We start from the raw sequence: 23295 nt of genomic DNA on the forward strand, positions 1-23295 counted from the left end.
ATTCTAAATCCCGTTTTTTAGCGGGATTTTTTTTCGTCTAAACCTAAAACAACAACTATATTTGGTAGATAACCATTCAAACAAACGCATCTTATGAAACTTTTGGAAGGGAAAAATGTAATTATAACAGGAGCAAGTAGGGGAATTGGCAAGGGCATTGCCGAAGTTTTCGCAAAACATGGAGCCAATGTGGCCTTTACCTACAGTTCCAGTGAAGCACCGGCCTTGGAATTGGAAAAGGAATTGACGGGAATGGGTGTAAAAGCCAAGGCATATAAGAGCAACGCAGCCAGCTATGAAGATTCAGAGGCATTGGTGGCCAAGGTTTTGGAAGATTTTGATGGAAGAATCGACGTATTGATCAATAATGCAGGAATTACAAAAGATAATTTATTGATGCGAATGGGCGAGGAGGATTTCGATACTGTAATTGAAATCAACCTGAAGTCGGTTTTCAATATGACCAAAGCCGTGCAACGTACCATGTTGAAGCAACGTAAGGGCTCTATCATCAACATGAGCAGTGTGGTGGGCGTAAAGGGCAACGCCGGACAAACCAACTATGCGGCTTCCAAAGCCGGTATGATAGGTTTTACCAAATCCGTGGCACTGGAACTCGGTTCACGAAATATTCGTTGCAATGCAATTGCGCCCGGTTTCATTGAAACCGAAATGACCGATAAATTGGATGAGAAGACCGTTCAAGGTTGGAGGGATGCCATTCCATTAAAACGCGGTGGTACTCCTGAAGATGTCGCCAATGCATGTTTGTATTTGGCTTCCGATCTTTCAGACTATGTTACAGGACAGGTATTGAATGTTGATGGAGGCATGCTAACATAGAATGTATGGAGATGCGCACGGTTTTACTTATTATTCTTTCTGCCGTTGCCGCACTCAGCCTAGTTTTTTATCAGTATTTTTTTAAGAATCCCAGAAAGGGTTCTTTGAATATTATTTTGGCCACAATACGGTTTTTAACCCTATTTTGTGGCCTTTTGCTTTTGGTCAACCCCAAATTCGTTGATCGGGATTATTATGTCGAAAAGGCCAAACTTATTTTTTTGGTTGATGATTCGGAATCTCTGCAGACGACTATTTCAAAAGAATCACTTACAAATACCATTAATCAATTCAAGGATAATGGCGAATTGACTGATCGATTCAATATTGATCAATATGCCTTTGGGGCTGCCATTGAGGCGACCGATAGCCTTACCCTTGCTCAACGGAGCACGGATATCGCCAATGCGTTGTCCACCATTGATCAAATTTATTTGAAGGGCAATAATGTCGTAGTGTTGCTCACTGATGGCAACTCAACGTATGGAAGGGATTACGAGTACCTTAACCTGAATCCTTCACTAACGGTATTTCCCGTGGTAGTTGGGGATACCACCCAATATGAGGATGTATCCATCGGCCTGGTCAATAGCAATACGTATGCATTCTTAAGGAACAAATTTCCAATTGAAGCCACCATCAATTACAGGGGCAATACTGCAATACGTTCGTCTGTTGCCGTAGCAGTGGATGGTAAAACGGTTCATAGGGAACAAATTACACTCAGCCCATCAGTCAACAGCAAAACAATGTCCATTGTTACCGAAGCTACCAGTGTGGGCATTAAGAACATCAAGATTTCGGTGGTTGCCCTGGAAAATGAAAGGAACACCGCAAACAACACCAAAGAAACGGCCATTGAGGTGATTGATGAGAAAACAGATGTGGTCATTGTTTCCGATATGCTACATCCGGATATAGGAGCCTTAAAAAAATCAATTGAGAGCAATGAGCAACGTTCCGTAACCATCATAAAACCCAGTGAAATCAATACACGGGCCGATGCCGACCTTGTTTTGCTATACCAGCCCAACCGTAATTTTTCCAATGTGTATGACATGCTAAAAAAATCGGGGTTGAACTATTTCACCATTACCGGAAGCAAAACGGATTGGAACTTCTTAAACCGTGCCCAACAACGATTTTTTCAAACGGGCAGCAGTCAATCCGAAGAAATAGTGCCTGTGTTGAATAACGCTTTTGGCATTTTCGGCTTGGGTGATTTTAATCTGGACAACTATCCGCCACTTATAGGAAGCTTAGGTGATTTGGAATTGAAAGTAAACAATGAGACCATTCTATTTCAGCAAATACGTGGCGTTGGTCTGAACAAACCCCTATTTTCGATACTAACGGAAGGCAAACATAAGGAAGCCGTGTTGTTCGGGGAAAATATTTGGCGTTGGAGGGCACAGACCTTTCGCAACGATCAAAGTTTTAAGCGTTTCGATGATTTTATGGGCAACTTGATGGTATATCTGGGGTCCGACAATCAGAGAAGTAGGCTCGAATTGGAATACCCTGCAGTTTTTGACAATGCAGGGATGGCAAAAATCAGGGCTTCCTACTTTGACGAAAGTTACCAGTTCGATTCCAAAGCCAATCTCTCCATAACCGTGAATGGCCCAAACGATTTCAGGAGAGAATATCCCATGCTTTTAAAAGGCAGTTATTTCGAAGTGGATCTCAGTGATTTAACTTCCGGATCGTATCAATTTACAGTTTCCGAAGGTCAATCGAACACGAAACGTTCCGGGTCTTTCAGGATTTTGGATTTTAATCCCGAACTGCAGCAAACTGCTTCGGATTATCGAAAGCTTGACCGCTTGGCACAAAAAACAGGAGGCCGAATCACCTACTTGGATTCTTTGACAGAACTTGAAACAGCTCTTGGTTCATCAAAACAATTTGTACCCATCCAAAAGAGCAGGGAGAATGTTGTATCTTTAATAGATTTCCGAATTTTACTCGGATTGATGGCCATAACACTCGCTTTGGAATGGTTCATCAGAAAATATAACGGATTAATTTAAAACAAAATACAAATGGACAGATTACCCAAAATTGCGTTGCCAGCAGTGGCAGCAGTCATTTTTTTAATCATTTTAATATCAAAATCAGCGGTCACCATTGGCTCTGGTGAGGCAGGCGTGCTCTATAGGACCTTCGGAGGAGGTGTGGTCACGGATGAACCACCATTGGGCGAAGGCTTTCAGTTGGTCGCCCCATGGAACCGAGTCTATATTTATGAAGTACGACAGCAGGAAAAGTTGGAAAAAATGAACGTACTTTCATCAAACGGACTGGATATTAAGTTGGAAGCATCGGTTTGGTTTCAGCCCAAATACGCTGAGCTTGGTAAACTGCACCAAGAAAAAAGTGAACAATACATTGACCGTGTTTTACTGCCTGCCATACGTTCCGCAGCGCGTAGCGTGGTTGGGCGATACACTCCGGAACAATTATACTCCAGTAAGCGGGACGCCATTCAACAGGAGATATTTGAGGAAACACAAAAAATTTTAAATGACCAATACATCCAATTGAACGAGGTTTTGGTTCGGGACGTTACTTTGCCACCCACAATCAAAGATGCCATCGAGCGCAAACTGAAACAAGAACAGGAATCCTTGGAATATGAGTTTCGATTGGTAACAGCGGAGAAAGAAGCAGAAAAAGTGCGAATTGAAGCGCAAGGTAAAGCAGATGCAAACCGCATTTTGAGTGCCTCGTTAACGGACAAAATATTGCAAGACAAAGGAATAGATGCCACCTTAAAGCTTGCTGAATCACCCAACACGAAGATTGTAGTTGTGGGCTCCGGCAATGATGGATTGCCATTGATTTTGGGAAATAACTAAATTCCCCTTTTTTGATAAAAAAATATGTGCTACTTTTGAAGCGTTATGAGAAAAACAAACGTACATCACCATCATTTTTATCCTTGCCCTCAAGCGAGATAGAAATGTATTGTTGTATATAAAATATATTCTAACCCGTTTGAGAAATCAAGCGGGTTTTGTTTTTTAGGTCCATTTGGTTTTTCAGACAGAAACTTTCAACAATGACAAAAATTAGAATTGCTGTACAAAAGAGCGGACGTTTAAACGAGGATTCCCTTCAAATCCTAAAAGATTGTGGCATTTCCATCGACAATGGAAGGGATCAATTAAAGGCCACGGCCCGTAATTTCCCCATGGAAGTCTTTTATTTGCGAAACGGGGACATCCCCCAATACCTTCGTGATGGGGTAGTGGACATCGCCATTATCGGCGAAAATGTATTGGTGGAAAAGGGAAAGGACATCACTGTGGCCGAAAAACTCAATTTTTCCAGATGTAGGGTTTCCTTGGCTGTACCGAAAAATGTAAAGTATACCTCTGTAAAGGATTTTGAAGGAAAAAAAATAGCCACCTCGTATCCCAATACGGTCAACGAATACCTAAAATCCCAGGGTGTCACGGCTGATTTGCACTTGATCAACGGATCGGTGGAGATTGCCCCGAACATTGGATTGGCTTTTGGCATCTGCGATATCGTTTCCAGTGGCAGCACCTTATTCAAAAACAATTTGAAGGAAGTCGAAGTCATCCTGAAAAGTGAAGCGGTATTGGCGGTTTCCCCAAAAATTTCCGAGGAGCGCAAAGAAATATTAAAAAAGATCCAGTTTCGAATTCAATCGGTACTTCAGGCCCGCCAAAATAAATATGTGTTGATGAACGCTCCGAACGAAAAACTGGATAAGATCATTTCCATTCTACCGGGAATGCGTAGCCCCACCGTTTTACCGTTGGCAGAAGAGGGTTGGAGTTCGGTGCACACGGTGATCAACAGGGATACCTTTTGGGAGGTCATCGACGAGTTGAAACAGGCAGGTGCCGAAGGTATCTTGGTATGTCCCATTGAAAAAATGGTTTTGTAAAAAATGGAAACAAGATTTTCAGTGGGATGGATTCCAGAAACAAAGTTGAAATCCATACTGAATTTGGTGTATCTGCTGAATGAAGAACGAGTATCAATGGAGCTATTGCAAAATCGATTGGAATCAATGATCCCAATGGGCTATAAATGTATTGGGGTTTATAATGAAGAAGAATTAATTGGTATTTGTGGTGTTTGGGAACTCAACAAACTATATGCAGGAAAGCATTTGGAAGCAGACAATGTTATCATTTCACCTGAATACCAAGGCAAAGGAATTGGAAAACTAATGATGGAGTTTCTTGATGAGTATGCCGTAAAAATAGGCTGTGAAACTGCCGAGGTCAATTGTTACATAAAGAACGAAAAAGGAAAAAGGTTCTGGGAAAACCAAGGTTATGAAGCACTTGGATATCATATGATCAAAAAAATTCAACCATGAACAAGATCTACAACCCGACTCAACAAGAATGGGAGGAAATACTTAGGCGTCCGACACAGTCGGTTTCTGATATTGAAGGAACAGTAGACACCATTTTTAATGAAGTGAAGACCGGCGGAGACGTAATCGTCAAAAAATATACGACCGAATTTGATGGAGCCATTTTGGATGAGCTTTTGGTTTGCCCGGAAGAAATTGCGGCTGCGTCCAAAGCAGTATCCGATGATTTAAAAAAGGCCATACAATTGGCCAAATCCAATATTGAAAAGTTTCACGCTGCCCAAAAAACAACTAGGTTGGAGGTGGAAACTCAACCAGGAGTGCAATGCTGGCAAGAAAAACGACCCATTCAAAAAGTGGGACTATACATTCCGGGAGGAACCGCTCCCTTATTTTCCACTATTTTAATGTTGGCCATTCCTGCTAAGCTGGCGGGGTGCAACAAGGTTATTTTGTGTACTCCACCAAATCAATTTGGTGAAGTAAATCCTGCTATTTTGTATGCGGCCCAGCTTTGTGGAGTCACCCAGATTTTTAAAGTGGGCGGTATTCAGGCCATAGCAGGCATGACATTCGGAACGGAAAGTATTCCCAAGGTGTACAAAATCTTCGGGCCAGGAAACCAATATGTGACCGTGGCAAAACAATTGGCCACTAAGTATGGGGTTGCCATTGATATGCCAGCCGGCCCTAGTGAATTGTTGGTGGTCGCGGACGAAACCGCCAACCCTGCATTTGTGGCGTCCGATCTGTTGAGCCAATCGGAACATGGGGTGGATAGTCAGGTGATTTTGGTATCCACTTCAGAATCCCTTATTGATGATGTGGAAAAGGAAATCAACAAACAGATCAAGAAATTGCCACGTGCTGCCATTGCTGAAAAATCCATGGCCAACAGTAGGCTGATTTTGGTGGAAAATGACCAACAGGCAATTGACCTGATCAACGAATATGGCCCGGAGCATTTTATTGTCTGCATGCAGAATGAGGCATTTTATGTGAAGCACATCCAAAATGCCGGCTCTGTTTTTATAGGCAATTATACCCCAGAAAGTGCAGGTGACTATGCTTCTGGAACCAATCACACACTGCCGACCAATGGCTATGCCAAGCAATATAGTGGTGTTAATCTGGACAGTTTCATGAAGAGCATGACGTTTCAGAAAATTTCGGAAAACGGGATGAAAAATATCGGGAATGCGATTGAGTTGATGGCGGAAGCCGAAGGATTACAAGCCCACAAAAATGCTGTTACCTTGAGATTGAACAGTATAAAAAAACAAGAATAGTGTCAAGTCGAGCGCAGTCGAGACTTTAAGGATATGATAAAAGACTTCAACATAAACAATGTGGTACGGGATTCGGTGAAAATCCTAAGCCCCTATTCATCGGCACGGGATGAATATGTTTCCGATGGCTCGGAAATGATTTTCTTGGATGCCAACGAGAACCCTTTTGATAATGGGGTAAACCGATATCCCGACCCTTATCAGCGCAGTTTAAAGAGTGTGTTGGCCGAACAAAAAGGAATTTCCGAATCGAATATGATGTTGGGCAACGGAAGCGATGAAGTACTGGACTTGATTTTCAGGGCTTTTTGTGAACCTACCCAGGACAATATCATCACCTTGCCACCAACGTATGGTATGTACAAGGTTTTATCCGGCATCAATGCAGTGGAAAACCGCGAAGTTTTACTCACAGCTGATTTTGAACCGGATGTTCCCGCCATTATGGAGGCCGTGGACAAGCATACCAAACTTATTTTCATCTGTTCGCCCAATAACCCAACTGGAAATGCATTTCAAAAAGAAGCGATTCAAAAATTGTTGGAATCATTTCATGGACTATTGGTTATCGATGAGGCTTATATTGATTTTTCCAATCGAGAGAGTTGGCTGAACAGCATTTCGGATTATCCCAACTTGATTGTTACCCAAACCCTTTCCAAAGCATATGGCTTGGCAGGTATTCGATTGGGCATATGCTATGCATCTGAAGAAATCATTGCTGTTCTGAACAAAATCAAACCTCCATACAATGTGAATCAATTGACACAGCAACGGGCATTGGAAAGGGTCATGGATCCCAACATTGTTGAAGTGGAAGTGCAACAAATTTTAAAAGAAAGGGAAGCGTTGATAGATGCTTTGCAAGGCTTGTCTTTCGTGGAAAAAATATTCCCCACAGATGCCAACTTTGTACTGGTGAAAGTGGATAATGCGAACAAAAGATATCAGCAATTGCTCGAAAAACAAGTTGTGGTGCGGAACAGAAGCAATCAACCCCTATGTGAAAATACGCTACGTTTCACAGTGGGTACACCGGAAGAAAATAACACATTGATAGCCATATTAAAACAATTGGACTAATGGGCAAAAAAGTACTTTTTATCGATCGTGACGGAACCATTATCAGGGAACCCGCTGATGAGCAGATTGATGCTTTTGAAAAACTGGATTTTTATCCAAAGGCATTCACCTATTTGGGGAAAATTGCCAAAGAACTGGATTATGAATTGGTAATGATTACCAATCAAGACGGTCTTGGAACGGATATCTTTCCAGAGGAAACCTTTTGGCCCGTGCACAACTTTATTCTGAAAACTTTTGAAAACGAAGGGGTTGTTTTTGATGCCGTTTATATTGACAGAACGTTCCCAAAGGACAACGCGAACACGCGAAAACCGGGAACCGGAATGCTCACATCCTATTTTTCAGAAGTGTATGACCTTGAAAATTCCTTTGTGATCGGTGATCGTTTGACCGATGTGGAACTGGCTAAAAATCTGGGGGCCAAAGGCATTTTCATTAACGATGAAACCCATTTGGGTACAGGTGAGATTACAGTAAAAAGGGATGAATTGGAGGGTTATATCGCCTTGGAAACCAATGATTGGGAAAAGATCTACGAATTTTTAAAGTTGGAAAGCAGGGTAGCTGAAATCGAAAGAAAGACCAACGAGACCGATATCAGAATCAAACTGAATCTGGATGGAACCGGGAAAAGCGACATACAGACCGGTCTTGCCTTTTTTGACCATATGCTCGACCAATTGGCACGTCACGGACAAATGGATTTGGAAATAAAGGTGGATGGCGATCTGGAAGTGGACGAACACCACACCATTGAAGATACCGCCATTGCCCTGGGTGAAGTATTTAGCAAGGCACTGGGCAATAAACTGGGTATAGAACGATATGGGTTTTGTTTGCCCATGGACGATTGTTTGGCACAGGTCGCCATCGATTTCGGGGGTAGAAACTGGTTGGTTTGGGAGGCTGATTTTAAACGGGAAAAGATAGGGGAGATGCCCACAGAAATGTTCATGCATTTCTTCAAATCGTTTACGGATGGTGCCAAAGCCAATCTTAACATCAAAGCAGAAGGCACCAACGAACATCACAAAATTGAAGCTATTTTCAAGGCATTTGCCAAGTCCATTAAAATGGCAGTAAAACGGGATGTGGAAAAAATGGTATTGCCATCAACCAAAGGAATGTTGTAATGAAAATTGTGATAATCGATTACGGTGCAGGAAACATCCAAAGCATCAAATTTTCCATCCAACGGTTGGGATACGAGGCTGTTTTGAGCCATGATGTGGATGAAATCCTAGCTGCCGATAAAGTAATCTTTCCAGGTGTTGGCGAAGCCAGTTCTGCCATGGAAAAACTAAGGGCCACAGGTCTGGATAAATTGATTCCCAATCTGAAACAGCCTGTTTTGGGCATTTGTTTGGGTATGCAACTCATGTGTCATTCCTCTGAAGAAGGCAATACCGAAGGTTTGGGCATTTTCGATTTGGATGTGGTTAAATTTTCGAATGCCGTCAAAGTACCGCAAATAGGTTGGAACCAAATTTCCGATTTAAAGTCCGATCTTTTCAAGGGAATTCCGGAGCAATCCTACATCTATTTGGTGCACAGTTTTTACGCTCCCTTGGGCAAGGAAACCATTGCCACCTCGGAATATGGCTTGAATTATAGTGCAGCCTTGCAAAAGGACAACTTTTTTGGGGTACAGTTTCACCCAGAAAAAAGCAGTGATGTGGGCAGCGACATTTTAAGGAACTTTTTAACCGTCATCTGATATGGAATTCATTATTTCAGAAGATAAGTCGAGGTTGAATGTACGTAAAATACATCAAGAAGTGACCTCTGTGTATTGGGGAACGAATAGAACGTGGGAACAAACCTTGACCACCATTGAAAAGAGCATTTGTTTTGGCATGTATGCAGAAAATGGGGAGCAAATTGCCTATGCAAGAATGATTACCGACGGTCTCACATTTGCCTATTTGATGGATGTGATCGTGTTCGATCCACATAAAGGAAAAGGGTTGGGCAAGAAAATAATACAGTACATTTTGGACCGTCCCGATGTAAAACAAGTGAACACTGTGGCCTTAAAAACAATGGATGCCCACAGTTTTTACGAAGGTTTCGGGTTCAAAAGAGTGGGCGATTCAGAAATGTGGATGTCCATAGATAGGGTTAAATACGATTTGACATGAGATTGATACCAGCCATAGATATTATTGAAGGTAAATGCGTGCGGTTGTCCAAAGGGGATTATGGGACCAAAAAGATCTATAACGAAAATCCTTTGGAAGTCGCCCAAAAATTTGAAGCCCACGGCATTCAACACCTTCATTTGGTGGATTTGGATGGTGCAAAATCCAAGCACATTGTAAACCATAAAGTCTTGGAGACCATTGCAACCAAAACCAACTTGAAAATTGATTTCGGTGGCGGTCTCAAAACCGATAAAGACCTTCATATTGCCTTTGAAAGCGGTGCCCACCAAATTACTGGCGGAAGCATTGCTGTGAAGGATACAGAAACATTTTTAGGTTGGTTGGAAACCTACGGGCCGGAAAAAATTATTTTAGGTGCCGATGCCAATAATGAAAAAGTAGCTGTTTCTGGATGGCAAGAAGAATCGGAACAGGAATTGATACCATTCATTAAAGGTTATCAAAAGGAAGGAATTCAGTATATTATTTGCACGGACATCAGCAAGGATGGTATGTTGCAGGGGCCTTCATTCGATTTGTACAAAAGGATATTGGACAACACCCAAGTTAATGGAAACCCAGGCATTCATTTAATTGCCAGCGGTGGCATTTCAACATTTGATGAACTCCCCAGGTTGGCAGATTTGGGCTGCGAGGGGACCATTATCGGCAAGGCCATTTATGAAAATAAGATCAGTTTACAACAACTGGAAAAATATATTCTGGACAATGGATAGGGATCAACAACTTCAGGAAGAGCTCATTTGGAACGTAGGTTATCGTATGGACGAAAGCCTTCGACAAATCAAAATTTGTTTGGACCTATTGTCCGAAGAAGCCATTTGGCAAAAACCCAACGAATCCAGTAACAGTATCGGCAATTTGATATTGCATTTGTGTGGTAATATCACCCAATACGGCATTGCCTCCATCAAAAATGAAGAAGACAACCGAAACCGGGATGAGGAGTTCTCGGCGAGTTCAGGCTATACGAAGGAAGAACTGATTACAAAATTATCAGTCGCCATCGCGGAAGCCAAACGGGCCTTTTACGATGCGCCCTTAAGTGAATTGTTGCGGAAACGTTCCGTACAGGGGTTTCATTTTTCCGGTGTTGGGAACATTGTACACGTAACAGAACATTTGTCCTACCATACAGGGCAAATTGCCTTATGGACGAAGTTGTTGAAGAATACCGATCTTGGATTTTACAGTGGTATGGACCTGAATTTGAAGAACGAATAGCGTCATTCCGAACTTGTTTCGGAATCACATCAAAATGAAACAAAGTTTTGTTTATATCATGACCAGCCAATACAGAACAACCTTTTATATTGGGGTTACTTCTGATTTGTCCAATCGCATTTTGGAACATACGGAAGGAAAAGGGTCTAACTTTACTGAAAAATACAATCTTACAGATTTGGTTTATTTCGAAGAGTTTTCTGAAATAAATCAAGCCATTGCAAGAGAAAAGCAATTGAAAAATTGGCACCATGATTGGAAAATCAATTTGATAAAAGAGAAAAATCCGAAGCTTGAAACTTTGGACTACTGATAAACAAATGAGACCCTGAAACAAGTTCAGGGTGACAAGTATTACCTATGCTGACAAAACGAATCATACCCTGCCTCGACATTAAAAACGGCAGGACCGTAAAAGGAATCAACTTTGTGGACCTACGGGATGCCGGTGACCCGGTGGAATTGGCTGCCATTTACGCCAAGGAAGGTGCCGATGAGTTGGTGTTTTTGGATATTTCAGCCACGGAAGAAAAACGTAAGACCTTAGCAGAACTGGTCTACCATGTGGCGGAAACCATTAATATCCCATTTACGGTGGGAGGTGGTATTTCTTCCGTGGAAGATGTGGATATTTTGCTCAAAAATGGGGCAGACAAGGTGTCCATCAACTCTTCGGCTGTAAAAAGACCGGAATTGATCAACGAATTGGTCGCTAAGTTTGGGTCACAATGCATTGTCGTCGCCATTGACGCCAAACAGATTGATGGACGATGGAAAGTGCATCTGGTGGGAGGGAAGGTGCCGACCGAACTAGACCTTTTTGAATGGGCAAAGGAAGTTGAAGAGCGCGGTGCAGGAGAAATTTTGTTCACCTCCATGGATCATGATGGCACCAAAAACGGATTTGCCAACCAGGCATTGGCGCAGTTATCCGATTTGGTCAATATTCCCATTATTGCATCGGGTGGCGCTGGGACCATTTCCCATTTCACCGATACCTTTAAAGATGGAAAAGCAGATGCCGCCTTGGCTGCCAGCGTTTTTCATTTTAAGGAAATTGAAATCAACACACTAAAAGAAGAATTGAAGGGAGAAGGCATCCCGGTAAGATTATAAGATATGGAAATAGACTTTACCAAAAACTCGGATGGATTGGTACCGGCCATCATCCAAGATGCAAACACCAAAAATGTTCTGATGCTGGGTTATATGAACCAAGAAGCCCTTGAGGTGACCCAAAAGACCAAAAAAGTCACCTTTTACAGTAGAACCAAACAACGACTTTGGACCAAAGGGGAGGAAAGTGGTAATTTTTTGAACTTGGTAGACCTGCAATCCGATTGTGACAATGATACCCTTTTGATACAAGTGCATCCTGTTGGTCCTACCTGCCACAAGGGAACGGATACCTGCTGGGCAGAGGAGAATGTTCAAGGGTATGGCTTCCTTTCCCAGTTGGAGGACATTATCACTTCCAGAAAAAATGATCCACAAAATCCGGATAGTTATGTGGCTTCCCTCTTCCGAAAAGGCATCAACAAAATTGCGCAAAAAGTTGGGGAAGAAGCAGTAGAGACCGTGATTGAGGCAAAGGACGATAACGAGGAACTTTTCCTGAACGAAAGTGCCGATTTATTGTTTCATTACTTAATTTTGCTACAAGCCAAGGGATTTGAATTAAGGGATGTGGTACAAATATTAGAGTCTAGACACTAAAAAGGGCTCCAAAAGAGCCCTTTTTTATTCCAACCTCATTAATTCTTGTGTATCACTTTGGATGAACCTGACAATTCACTTCTTGTGATGACCGCAGTTCCCTTGTAGTTAAGGGTACTTGCACCGGAGGCGCTTACATCTATAGTTTCATCCACGGATAGAAAAGCAACACTGGCTCCCGCAAGTTCCATGTTCAAATCGAAAATGTGAAGATCATAATCCCGCATTTCACTGCTGCCATATAGTTTGGCATCCAAGGATGAAACATTTCCATAAAGGTCCAAAGTGGAAGCACCATCAATAACAGTATGCAACGCATCTACATCTACCTCTCCATAAACATGGGAAGCCCCTGATACATGGATGCTACCATTTTGGATAACCCATGCATCATCCAACGTAAGCTCGGATGCACCACTAACAAAAAGGGTAGAAAGGTTTTGAGTGGTCACATAGGCATTCAAGGTGGCGTTGCCTTTAACCGAGGTTCTGTTTTTTAACCGAATAATCAACTGATGCCCATCCTTTTCCACCACAATCTTGTCATGTAGATTGTTGTTTGCCTCAATTCGGACACCTTCTTCGGTATCTGAAAAAATAACATGGACCTTAAAAGTATCTGAAACTCTTAACTCACTATAGCCTGTGATGTCGTGCTGTTTGGAGGTTACTTCCCCTTCGGCTTGGATGGTATCATAATCACAGGAGGTTAAAAATGTAAATAGCGTAGCCAGTGAAAAAATAATAGCTTGTTTTTTCATGATGATTGTTTTTTGATTGATTGAGATGTTACCTGGTTGGAATTGGAACCCATTTAAATGGAACCGGCAACCATTCCTCTTCGTTTTTTGTAAAAACTTGATTATTATGGGTATACACCAATTGAATTTCAATCGGCTCTTGTTTTTTGGCGTTCCTTTTCATCAGTCCAATTGTTTTTTGTACCGATTCCTTCCCATATTGAAAACGCCGAGTTTCACCCCTATACCCGCGGAAAATCCGTTGATTCTGTCCACTGGGCTTTGAGCCAAATCTATTTTGCTCGAAAATCTATACCGCATACCCGCCTCCAATTGAACGTGCCTAGAAATATTGAACAACACGTTCATGCCTGGTTCCAAAACAAAAATGGCGTCGATGTCATCATCATTCAAATCCACATTTTCATCATTTATCACCGCTTGATGGTCCACATACCCCACACCGCCACCACCGATCAATATCGGAAAGGATAGGCTTACCCTCTTTTTGCCAAACAAAATAGGTTCCAAATGCAGTCCACCATAGATGGCCACAATATCATCCCTGTTGCTCGTTCTTGGGTTGAAAATATTTTGCTCGGAATAAAGGATATTGGCCATAAAGCCGACTTCAAACTGTCTGTTGGCCACATACGCAACCTTTAACCCTCCGATATAGGTGTCTTCACCCTCAATCTCTCCAAAGTAGGTTGAAAGCCCAAGGTAGACCCCGTGGACCACATTTTTGCGGTCATTGAAAGTGATGTACTGATCATTGTCTTCTTGGGAAAAGGACAAAAGACCCATGAATAGGAAAAAGAAAAGTAAAGTCGTTTTTTGATTGTTCATTTTGTTAGGTTTTTGATTGAATTCTTTATAATGACAATGCATTTGTCAAAGGGTTGCATCTACTAGTAGATTTTAATCGTTCAATGTTACAATACCCTTTATGCCGTTGATGGAAATGCTTCCTTTTTTATCCTTGCCGTAGGTCGCCTCGATTTTTCGGAGTCTACTTCCCTTGTCCAACATATCTGAGTTTACGTTTTCGAACGATTTGGAAAGCCGTACCACACCTTGCTCCAATGTGGCATTAAAACGATGTGAAAAATGGGTGACCGAGAGCGTGATATCCGACGATTCTTGCTCTATGGCTATTTTGGAGTCAGGATTTAAAATCTGTTCTATCCGGAAATCCGCAATCTTCATGTTCAAGTCCGCATCTCCGTTCAAACGTTCCAATCTCAGTGTAGTGAACTCAAGATTTCCGTAAATGGAGCCTGCCTCGTTCAGGGATATATTGTCCTTGTTGGAATAGATTTCCAAGGTACTGGCCAAATTGATTCTTACATCGGTACCATTGCTGTTTAAACGAAGGTTTTCAGAATTTTCCATATCCAATTCCCCATTTTTCAAGGTCAAGTCGGCATATTTCAAATCCTTGGCGCGCAATTTTCCAAACTTGAGAATGATGTTGGCCCTGTCTAAATTTTCACCGATCCACAAATCCCCATGCTCAATCAATGTACTAAGAGGGCCGTTCCAGTTTTCCACAATAACGTCTCCAAATCGATTGGTGACCTTCAGCTCCGCTTTTTGGGGCAGGTACACCTCGTAATCTATCTGTACATGGCTTCGGTCAAAATCAATGGGGTTGGCCCGGTTGAAAAAATCGGCAAACCAACCTGTATTTTTATTGTCGATTTCGGAGACAATCGAGATAAATCCAATGCTCGATTTAATTTTTGGGTTGATGCGCTCCAATAAATCCTTCGCATTCTCCTTTTTTCGATGGTTTACAGTCACGGTCATAGTAACCACAACTTTTTGCTGATTCCAGCCCTTGAGTGTAATTTTCCCATACTTGTTCTCCAACTGAAGCTCCCCGGCATTTGTTAAGGGAAAGGTTTTTTCCAAAGTCTTTGATACGCGCTCCTGGGCCGTACCCACATACACCGAAAACAGCACCAACGCCATCCACAGAATTTTTCTATAATGTGTATCCATAATCATCGTTCGGTTTTTTTGATTCATTTAACTGATGTAACAAATTCTCAATGAGCTCAATACGTTTTTTATAATTGGCTATAATCGCTTCCAACACCCGCTCATTGTCCAGGTTCTTTCTCATTTCTTTTCGAAGAACGTCGTATTCCGCATCCAGATCATCCATGAAGGACAGAAACTCCTCCTTGTTCTCTTCCGTAATGTTCGGGTTGTTCTTTACCAATTGGACTTGGTAGGAAACAAGGTCTTGGTAATACATATCTATCTCCAACAATTCTTTGGAGGCATATTGGGTATCTGCCGAGCTGGCACCGAATTGATACAATCCAATGATTGCGCTAATTCCCAATACCAACACAACAGAAGCGGCTATGCGCAACATCGGTCTTTTCCAAAGTGGAATCACCTTGGGTTCTTTCTTTTGAATCTCTGCCGAGATATTTGCCCACATTTTGGCTCGGTCTGCCTTGTGGGTGTCAAATTTGGTGGCATTTTCCCGAATATGTTTTTCAAAATTGTCCATTACATTCCATCTATAATTTCCAATAACTTTTTCTTTGCTCTATGATACTGGGATTTTGAAGTACTGGTTGAAATTTCCAAGATTTCCCCAATTTCCACATGATCATATCCTTCAATCAAATACAGATTGATGATCTGTCGGTAACCGTCCGGTAATAGGGCAATGCCCCTTTTTACCTTTTCGATGTCCGTAGCCTCAGCTTCCGGTGGTTCTTCATCGGCCAAATGAAACTCATGGGGCTCCATGGGCACCACAGGTATGCGTTTGGCCTTCAAATGGTTGATGCTTTTATTGATGACAATCCGTTTCAACCAAGCCCCGAAACTACTTTCATACTTAAAGTCGTTCAAGTTCTTAAATGCATCCACAAAGCTGTCCTGCACAATGTCTTCGGCATCTTCCGTATTCCCCAAAAACCGTAATCCCACATTGAACATGGCATCCACATAGCGGGAATACAGTTCGTACTGCGAACTGGCATTGCCGGCCTTGCATTGCTCCACGATGGCTTTGTGCGTAAAACGGATGTCGGTTTCCACTGGTTTAGGTTGATGCCTTTGCTGTTGCTAAAGACAAATGCAAAAGTAAAGGGTTGCACCTTCAAGAAAAAAAATTGCAAAAAATGTGGTTTCGAAAAAATAGGAAGGAAAGTTTCTTTAAAAAAGCGGGTATATGCAACCCTTCAAATTTTGGCCTGTCTATGATGGTGAAAATTTTAAGTACAACCATCAAAGCATCAAAAAATGAACAGAAAATCACCGTTGAACCCAGCAATCAAAAGTACCGTTTGGTTGCTGTGGTTTTTCTTTATGGGCTGCATTCTGGCCATGGGTCAGACCAGTCACACCATTAGTGGGACCATTACCGATAAGAGCAATGGGGAAACCCTTTTCGGAGCCTCGGTACTTTTAACGGGAACAACTATGGGCGGCGTCACCAACGAATACGGCTTTTATTCCATCACCGCCCCGGAAGGCGAGTACGTGCTCAGTATTTCGTACATGGGCTACACGGATGTTAACCTCAAAATTAATTTGGACAGCGACTTGAAACACGATGTGGAAATTTCAGAATTTTCAACAGAACTGGATGAAGTAGTGGTCACTGCGGACGAACCCGAACGTGCCATCTTGCGAAAGCCCGAAATGAGCGTTGTGAAAATGAATATTGGGACCGTGAAGCAAATGCCCGTAGTACTTGGAGAACTGGACATATTAAAATCCCTTCAAATGCTGCCCGGTGTCACCAACAATGGGGAAGGTAGCGGAGGTTTCCATGTGCGGGGTGGCGCACAGGACCAGAATCTTGTATTGCTGGATGAGGCCATTATCTATAACACCTCCCATATGTTCGGTTTCTTTTCCGTATTCAATGCAGATGCCATCAAGGATGTAAAACTGTACAAAGGAGGCATCCCCGCACGATTTGGCGGTCGGGTCTCCTCGGTATTGGACATTCGGCAAAAAGATGGGAACAGTAAAAACTTTGAACTGAATGGGGGTATCGGCATCATCTCCAGCCGACTGACTGCGGAAGGCCCCATGTTTGGTGATAAGGGCTCTTTCTTGGTGGCAGGTCGCCGTTCCTATGTGGACCTGTTACTGAAAGCTGCCGGGGAAGATAACAGTGTCAGCTTTTACGACCTAAACCTAAAGACCAACTACAGCATAGACCCTAATAATAAGCTTTTTCTCAGTGGCTATTTTGGGCGGGATGCCTTTAAACTGGGTAATGCTTTTGACAGCAGTTACGGAAATGCCTCAGGCAACCTACGTTGGAACCATATTTTTTACGACCGCCTGTTTTCGAACCTTTCGGCAATTTTAAGTCGATACGATTACGATTTGGAATTTGCCCAAGAGGAGTTTGTGTGGGTATCCTCCATTACCAACTACAATCTTAAGTATGACTTTAAATACTATTTGAGCGATGCCTTCAAATTGGATTTTGGCGCCAATGGTATTTTTTATGATTTTGACCCGGGAGAAGTAACCCCAACAGCTGACACATCCCCTGTAAATGCATTGAAGCTGGACCAAAAGCGAGCCTTTGAAAGTGGTTTTTATCTAAATGCAGAGCATAAATTGAGCCCAAGGTTGACAGCACAATATGGTCTTCGATTTAGCACCTTCTCTAGACTGGGTGGGCAACCCATTAACCAATATATAAACGAACAACCTGTAGTGTACAATCCGCAATTAGGCATTTATGAACGGGGAGAGGTCATAGGCGAAACCAATTATGCAAAGGGTGATGCCATTGAAAACTTCGATAATTTGGAGCCTCGTGTTTCCCTTGCGTATCTGTTGAACGATGATGCATCCATTAAAGCAGGTTTTTCACGAACAGCCCAGTACATCCATTTGTTGTCCAATACTTCATCGGTAACCCCATTGGATGTTTGGACCCCCAGTGGTCCGTTTATTAAACCCCAACTGTCGAACCAGTATGCGTTGGGTTACTTCCGTAATTTTTCGAATAAGATCTATTCCTTGGAAATGGAAGCCTACTACAAAACCGTGGATAATCGAATAGACTACATAGATGGGGCGGAACTGGTAGGGCAAAATTCCATTGAGACCGAAATCTTGAATGGTGAAATGCGTGCCTATGGTTTGGAATTATTACTTCGGAAAAATGAGGGTAACCTAACAGGTTGGATTGCTTATACACTCTCAAAATCCGAACAAAGGACTCTTGGTGGCTATGCTGGAGGCCCCGGCATCAACAATGGGGAATGGTACAATGCGTTTTTTGATAGGACCCATGACATCTCCGTTTCGGGAGCTTATCGTTTGGACGATCAATGGAGTTTTGGTACCAATTTGGTCTTTCAAACCGGCAGACCGGTGACGTATCCCAATGGACAGTATCGATACGAAGGATTGTCCATTGCCAGCTATGCTGATAGAAATTCAGATCGTTTGCCAGCCTATCATCGAATGGACGTTTCCGTGAATTACAAGCCCAGAAAATATCAGAACAAACGCTTTAAAGGGGAGTGGGTACTCAGCATCTACAACTTGTATCACAGAAAGAACGCTGCCTCCATCTCCTTTGGACAAAATTTGGAAACAGGAGCCAATGAAGCCACAAGAACTGCCATTTTTGGCATAGTTCCCTCATTAACCTACAACTTTAAATTCTAGACCATGAAAACATTGAAAGAACTCTTAGCACTGATCATTATAATAATTTTCGCCTCTTGCGAGGATGTAGTGGACGTTGAAGTCCAAGAAGGTCCCAAACGCTTGGTGGTAGAAGCCTCTTTGGACTGGGAAAAAGGTACCATGGGAAATGTACAGACCATAAAATTGAGCGAGTCCACCCCATTTTTTGATACCAATACCATCTCAGCTGTGACCGGTGCCAATGTAGCGGTCACGAATCTTACAAACAACGAAACCTTCGATTTTGCCGATCAAGGCAATGGAGAATATCGCACCACAACGTTCAACCCTGTGTTAGGGCAAAGCTATTCACTTCGAATTGAGTATAATGGGGAAATCTATACTGCTACTGAAACCATGACGGGTGTTACCAACATCACCGATGTATTTCAAGCCCGTGAAGAAGGGTTCGACACCGATGCACTTGAAGTTCATGTGGTATTCACCGACCCCATCGAGGAAGGAAACAATTACCTTTTTAAGTTTCAACGGGATGGAGACTTGCTACCAGATTTAGAAGTGGGCGAGGATGAATTTGTGAACGGGAACGAGCTTGACTGGTGGTACGAAATTGAGGAAAACGAAGAGGAGAACATTACTCCTTTCGCACCTGGTGATATTGTTACCATTGAAATGTATGGTATTTCAGGAGCCTACTACGACTATATGAAAATTTTGACGGCACAGCTGGGAGGTGTAGGACTTTTTGAAACAACCCCAGTGGCGGTAAAAGGGAATTGCATCAATGAGACAAATCCTGAAAACTATGCCTTTGGCTATTTTAGGTTGACAGAGTTTGTTCGGACCAGTTACACTTTTGTGGAAGATTAGTTTAGGTTGGTTGAATGCCAGAGTGTCGGGTTTCTAGGGCCCGGCACTTTTTCTTTATCAACAGTTTCCATTTTGTTGTTGAACAAGAGCGTTAAGTTTTTTCTAAAGCAATCGTCATTACATGGAAATGCCGTAATTTTATGTAATGGCTATGAACACAAGAAAAGGGTTTCGTTTCACCAATTACGAAGCTCCTGATCAAACCCCGTTCGAAAAACTCTTTGAGATTTTTCAAGAACTCATCACGCATACTTCAGGTGATGTGGAAGAAGCTTTGGATTGGCTACGTCAATTGGATCAGGAATATGACCTCACTGATGAGGACTACACCATTGATGATTTTATTGAAGACCTAAAGGCCAAAGGTTATATCCGTGAAGAATTTGACATGGATGGGCAGCAAGGCGGTGAAGCTGAAGAAGGCGATGAAAACGGTGGCGGTGGCAACTTATCCATCACGGCCAAATTGGAGCGAGTACTGCGACAGCGAGCGTTGGACCAAATTTTTGGCAAAATCAAGCGCAGTGGGTCCGGAAACCACCGAACAGGTAAATCGGGGAGGGGAGATGAACATACCGGGGAGTTTCGTGAATATCGTTTTGGGGATTCCTTGGAACATATCTCCGTGACCGAGAGTCTTAAAAATGCCCAAGTAAACCATGGTCTCGACAGTTTTTCCCTGAATGAGGAAGATTTGGTCGTTGAGGATACCCAATACAAGGCGCAGATGAGTACGGTATTGATGATTGACATCAGTCACAGTATGATCTTATATGGGGAGGACCGCATTACACCCGCCAAAAAAGTGGCCATGGCCCTCGCTGAGCTCATCACCACCCGGTACCCGAAGGACACCCTGGACATTTTGGTATTTGGGAACGATGCTTGGCCCATTGCCATCAAGGAATTGCCCTATTTAAAAGTGGGGCCGTACCACACCAATACGGTTGCTGGACTTCAACTGGCCATGGACATGCTTCGACGTAAGCGGAACACCAATAAACAGATTTTTATGATCACCGACGGCAAACCTTCGTGTATCCGTTTGCCCAATGGCGATTACTACAAGAACAGTGTTGGCCTGGACGATTATATCGTGGAAAAATGCTACACTATGGCACAGCAGGCCAGAAAGCTGCACATACCCATTACCACCTTTATGATTGCTGAGGACCCTTATTTAATGCAATTTGTACGGGAATTTACCAAAGCGAACAAGGGGAAAGCCTTTTACACTGGGCTAAAGGGATTGGGCGAAATGATTTTTGAAGATTACGAACAAAACAGAAAAAGAAGAATCAAAGGATAATAACCTCATGAAATTGGACCACATCAAAATAAAAACACTGGGCGAGCTCAAGAATGCAGGCTATAAGAGTAAAAGCATCAAGGATGAGCTTCGTGACAACTTATTGGAAAAAATTCGAAATAAAGAAGAAGTGTTCAAAGGTGTTTGGGGCTATGAAAATTCGGTGATCCCAGAATTGGAACGCGCCATTCTTTCAAGACACAACATCAATTTATTGGGGCTTCGCGGACAAGCCAAGACCCGCTTGGCCCGTTTGATGGTACAACTGTTGGATGAATGGATGCCGATTGTGGCCGGTTCGGAAATCCACGACGATCCAATGTGTCCGATGTCCAGATACGCCATGGAGCTTATCAAGGAAAAAGGCAATGACACACCCATTACCTGGATACATCGAGATGAACGGTTCTTCGAAAAACTGGCCACACCCGATGTTACCGTTGCCGATTTGATAGGCGATGTGGACCCGATTAAAGCAGCCAACCTTAAACTATCTTACGCTGATGATCGCGTGATTCATTTCGGTATGATTCCAAGGGCCAACCGATGCATTTTCGTAATCAATGAGCTGCCAGACCTTCAAGCAAGAATTCAAGTGGCATTGTTCAACATACTGCAAGAGGGTGATATACAAATTCGAGGGTTTAAAATACGATTGCCTTTGGACATTCAGTTTGTGTTCACGGCCAATCCCGAAGATTACACCAATCGAGGCAGTATTGTAACCCCTTTGAAGGATCGTATCGGTTCGCAGATCTTGACCCACTATCCGGAAAGCATCGATATTGCGAAGAAGATAACCAAGCAAGAAGCCCGTTTGGACAATAGGCAATCCGAGCATATTTATGTGCCAGAACTGGCCATGGACCTGTTGGAACAAATCAGTTTTGAAGCACGCAAAAGTGAATATGTGGATGCCAAAAGTGGTGTAAGTGCCCGTATGAGCATCACTGCCTTCGAAAACTTATTGAGTACGGCCGAACGAAGGGCCATATTAAGTGGAGATTCGGAAACATCGGTTCGATTGAGTGATTTTATGGGCGTGATCCCATCCATCACCGGAAAAATTGAATTGGTATATGAAGGTGAGCAGGAGGGAGCTGGATTTGTAGCGGAAACCTTGATCGAGGATGCCGTGAAATCCATATTTCCAAAATTCTTCCCCAAAATTGAAAAATTGCAACGTAAGGAGGAGGAAACCGATTACGATGAATTGGTGCTTTGGTTTTTTGAAGGGGAAGGCTTTGATCTTTTGGATGATGATTCCGATGCTGATTACAGATCTAAATTGGATGCCGTGGGCCCATTGAACCAACTTATCAAGACGCATCAACCTGAAATTTCCAAAGAAGATTCTTATTTCTTGAAAGAACTATTGCTTTGGGGATTGGTCGCGCACAAAAAATTGAGCAAGCACCGTTTCGTGCAAGGGTTTCAGTTCAAAGACCTGTACGGAAGCTACATTCGAGGACTATAACGATTATTGCCAAATATTGAGATTGTCGTTATAATTTTCAAAATTATAAGCCCCAATATATTTTCTACGAAGCCAAAAAGTATAAAATGTCAATAGGGGCAAAAGGCCGTACAGCACCAGGGTTAGGATGGCCATAGGTTGAAATGTAACCGGAATAACATGTTCATCATAGTCTGATACAGAAATCAAAATCTGGTAACTGTCATAAATCTTGTAAAAATAGACTAGAAGTATGGCGTACAGCGTAAATTCTATGTTTCTCATTTTGGGATCCGGCAGTTCATACTCCCGAATTTTGAACCAAACCACATATAAGTATACAAAATGAACGGTACTTAACAACGGAAAGATATAATTGTCGGGTTTTAGAATATAAAAACTATTGGTATACACACCATAGAAATCCAAAACGACCAATAGTATTAAAATTATAGCACTGCTAAGAAGGGTTACTTTCCAATTGAAGATTTTGGTAATTACGTTCATGTTGAATCAAGATTTGGGAATTAAATTCAATTCAAAGAACGCAGTTTGGAAATTAATATTTAAATC

Annotated in this window: 25 protein-coding genes; 19 read left to right on the forward strand and 6 right to left on the reverse strand. The window is 42.5% G+C overall.

Features of this window, described 5'->3' with window-relative positions:
* Nucleotides 1-93 precede the first annotated feature (93 nt).
* The 15 genes from fabG (at nt 94) to hisIE (ending at nt 12686) form a co-directional block, all read left to right on the forward strand.
* Nucleotides 94-843, forward strand: a complete 750-nt coding sequence (fabG, locus tag EO131_RS07025; protein WP_127020296.1) for a 3-oxoacyl-[acyl-carrier-protein] reductase — start codon at nt 94-96, stop codon at nt 841-843.
* Between the two features lie 104 nt (nt 844-947).
* Nucleotides 948-2876, forward strand: coding sequence for a vWA domain-containing protein (locus tag EO131_RS07030; protein ID WP_241243806.1), 1929 nt, complete (start codon nt 948-950; stop codon nt 2874-2876).
* Nucleotides 2877-2888: 12 nt separating this feature from the next.
* Nucleotides 2889-3704: a prohibitin family protein gene (locus EO131_RS07035; protein WP_127020300.1), complete on the forward strand. Its 816-nt coding sequence runs from the start codon at nt 2889-2891 to the stop codon at nt 3702-3704.
* 203 nt (nt 3705-3907) lie between these two features.
* Entirely contained in the window at nt 3908-4765 is an 858-nt protein-coding gene (gene hisG / locus EO131_RS07040; protein WP_127020302.1) for an ATP phosphoribosyltransferase, read from the forward strand.
* A 3-nt stretch (nt 4766-4768) separates the two neighbouring features.
* Entirely contained in the window at nt 4769-5206 is a 438-nt protein-coding gene (locus EO131_RS07045; RefSeq protein WP_127020304.1) for a GNAT family N-acetyltransferase, read from the forward strand.
* Nucleotides 5203-6495: a histidinol dehydrogenase gene (hisD, locus tag EO131_RS07050; RefSeq protein WP_127020306.1), complete on the forward strand. Its 1293-nt coding sequence runs from the start codon at nt 5203-5205 to the stop codon at nt 6493-6495. The genes EO131_RS07045 and hisD overlap by 4 nt, the downstream gene beginning before the upstream one ends.
* A 36-nt stretch (nt 6496-6531) precedes the next feature.
* Nucleotides 6532-7578 carry a histidinol-phosphate transaminase gene (gene hisC, locus EO131_RS07055; protein WP_127021369.1) on the forward strand — a complete coding sequence of 349 codons (1047 nt, stop codon included), beginning with the start codon at nt 6532-6534 and terminating at the stop codon, nt 7576-7578.
* Nucleotides 7578-8714 carry a bifunctional histidinol-phosphatase/imidazoleglycerol-phosphate dehydratase HisB gene (gene hisB, locus EO131_RS07060; protein WP_127020308.1) on the forward strand — a complete coding sequence of 379 codons (1137 nt, stop codon included), beginning with the start codon at nt 7578-7580 and terminating at the stop codon, nt 8712-8714. The genes hisC and hisB overlap by 1 nt, the downstream gene beginning before the upstream one ends.
* Nucleotides 8714-9298, forward strand: coding sequence for an imidazole glycerol phosphate synthase subunit HisH (hisH, locus tag EO131_RS07065; protein WP_127020310.1), 585 nt, complete (start codon nt 8714-8716; stop codon nt 9296-9298). Before hisB ends, hisH begins: the two co-directional genes overlap by 1 nt.
* A gap of 1 nt (nt 9299) precedes the next feature.
* The gene (locus EO131_RS07070; protein WP_127020312.1) at nt 9300-9722 is read left to right on the forward strand and encodes a GNAT family N-acetyltransferase; all 423 of its coding nucleotides are present in this window, start codon (nt 9300-9302) and stop codon (nt 9720-9722) included.
* Nucleotides 9719-10462 carry a 1-(5-phosphoribosyl)-5-[(5-phosphoribosylamino)methylideneamino]imidazole-4-carboxamide isomerase gene (hisA, locus tag EO131_RS07075; protein WP_127020314.1) on the forward strand — a complete coding sequence of 248 codons (744 nt, stop codon included), beginning with the start codon at nt 9719-9721 and terminating at the stop codon, nt 10460-10462. Before EO131_RS07070 ends, hisA begins: the two co-directional genes overlap by 4 nt.
* Nucleotides 10455-10970 carry a DinB family protein gene (locus tag EO131_RS07080; protein WP_127020316.1) on the forward strand — a complete coding sequence of 172 codons (516 nt, stop codon included), beginning with the start codon at nt 10455-10457 and terminating at the stop codon, nt 10968-10970. The genes hisA and EO131_RS07080 overlap by 8 nt, the downstream gene beginning before the upstream one ends.
* Before the next feature lie 34 nt (nt 10971-11004).
* Nucleotides 11005-11283 carry a GIY-YIG nuclease family protein gene (locus EO131_RS07085; protein ID WP_127020318.1) on the forward strand — a complete coding sequence of 93 codons (279 nt, stop codon included), beginning with the start codon at nt 11005-11007 and terminating at the stop codon, nt 11281-11283.
* A 47-nt stretch (nt 11284-11330) separates the two neighbouring features.
* The gene (gene hisF, locus EO131_RS07090; protein WP_127020320.1) at nt 11331-12086 is read left to right on the forward strand and encodes an imidazole glycerol phosphate synthase subunit HisF; all 756 of its coding nucleotides are present in this window, start codon (nt 11331-11333) and stop codon (nt 12084-12086) included.
* A gap of 3 nt (nt 12087-12089) precedes the next feature.
* Complete coding sequence (gene hisIE, locus EO131_RS07095; protein ID WP_127020322.1) at nt 12090-12686, forward strand: bifunctional phosphoribosyl-AMP cyclohydrolase/phosphoribosyl-ATP diphosphatase HisIE; 597 nt, start codon at nt 12090-12092, stop codon at nt 12684-12686.
* 38 nt (nt 12687-12724) lie between these two features.
* On the opposite strand, the gene EO131_RS07100 is transcribed toward hisIE, so the two are convergent.
* The 5 genes from EO131_RS07100 to EO131_RS07120 form a co-directional block, all read right to left on the reverse strand.
* A complete protein-coding gene (locus tag EO131_RS07100) occupies nt 12725-13447 on the reverse strand; it encodes a head GIN domain-containing protein (RefSeq protein ID WP_127020324.1) in 723 nt (240 codons plus the stop codon).
* 162 nt (nt 13448-13609) lie between these two features.
* Entirely contained in the window at nt 13610-14275 is a 666-nt protein-coding gene (locus EO131_RS07105; RefSeq protein WP_127020326.1) for a hypothetical protein, read from the reverse strand.
* Between the two features lie 72 nt (nt 14276-14347).
* The gene (locus EO131_RS07110) at nt 14348-15433 is read right to left on the reverse strand and encodes a hypothetical protein (protein ID WP_127020328.1); all 1086 of its coding nucleotides are present in this window, start codon (nt 15431-15433) and stop codon (nt 14348-14350) included.
* The gene (locus EO131_RS07115; RefSeq protein ID WP_127020331.1) at nt 15417-15956 is read right to left on the reverse strand and encodes a hypothetical protein; all 540 of its coding nucleotides are present in this window, start codon (nt 15954-15956) and stop codon (nt 15417-15419) included. The genes EO131_RS07110 and EO131_RS07115 overlap by 17 nt, the downstream gene beginning before the upstream one ends.
* A complete protein-coding gene (locus EO131_RS07120) occupies nt 15956-16495 on the reverse strand; it encodes an RNA polymerase sigma factor (RefSeq protein ID WP_127020333.1) in 540 nt (179 codons plus the stop codon). Before EO131_RS07120 ends, EO131_RS07115 begins: the two co-directional genes overlap by 1 nt.
* 204 nt (nt 16496-16699) lie before the next feature.
* Between EO131_RS07120 and EO131_RS07125 the strand changes: the two genes are divergently transcribed.
* The 4 genes from EO131_RS07125 (at nt 16700) to EO131_RS07140 (ending at nt 22743) form a co-directional block, all read left to right on the forward strand.
* Nucleotides 16700-19105 carry a TonB-dependent receptor gene (locus EO131_RS07125; RefSeq protein WP_241243807.1) on the forward strand — a complete coding sequence of 802 codons (2406 nt, stop codon included), beginning with the start codon at nt 16700-16702 and terminating at the stop codon, nt 19103-19105.
* A 3-nt stretch (nt 19106-19108) separates the two neighbouring features.
* A complete protein-coding gene (locus EO131_RS07130; protein ID WP_127020334.1) occupies nt 19109-19957 on the forward strand; it encodes a DUF4249 family protein in 849 nt (282 codons plus the stop codon).
* 145 nt (nt 19958-20102) lie between these two features.
* Nucleotides 20103-21266 (forward strand): vWA domain-containing protein, encoded by a 1164-nt coding sequence (locus tag EO131_RS07135; RefSeq protein WP_127020336.1) that lies wholly within the window; start codon nt 20103-20105, stop codon nt 21264-21266.
* Between the two features lie 7 nt (nt 21267-21273).
* The gene (locus EO131_RS07140; protein ID WP_127020338.1) at nt 21274-22743 is read left to right on the forward strand and encodes a MoxR family ATPase; all 1470 of its coding nucleotides are present in this window, start codon (nt 21274-21276) and stop codon (nt 22741-22743) included.
* A gap of 3 nt (nt 22744-22746) precedes the next feature.
* Here EO131_RS07140 and EO131_RS07145 read toward each other — a convergent pair whose 3' ends face one another.
* Nucleotides 22747-23229 (reverse strand): hypothetical protein, encoded by a 483-nt coding sequence (locus EO131_RS07145; RefSeq protein WP_127020340.1) that lies wholly within the window; start codon nt 23227-23229, stop codon nt 22747-22749.
* Between the last annotated feature and the right edge of the window lie 66 nt (nt 23230-23295).

Source organism: Flagellimonas beolgyonensis (genome assembly GCF_003992615.1).
In the GTDB taxonomy this organism is placed as follows: Bacteria; Bacteroidota; Bacteroidia; order Flavobacteriales; family Flavobacteriaceae; genus Flagellimonas; species Flagellimonas beolgyonensis.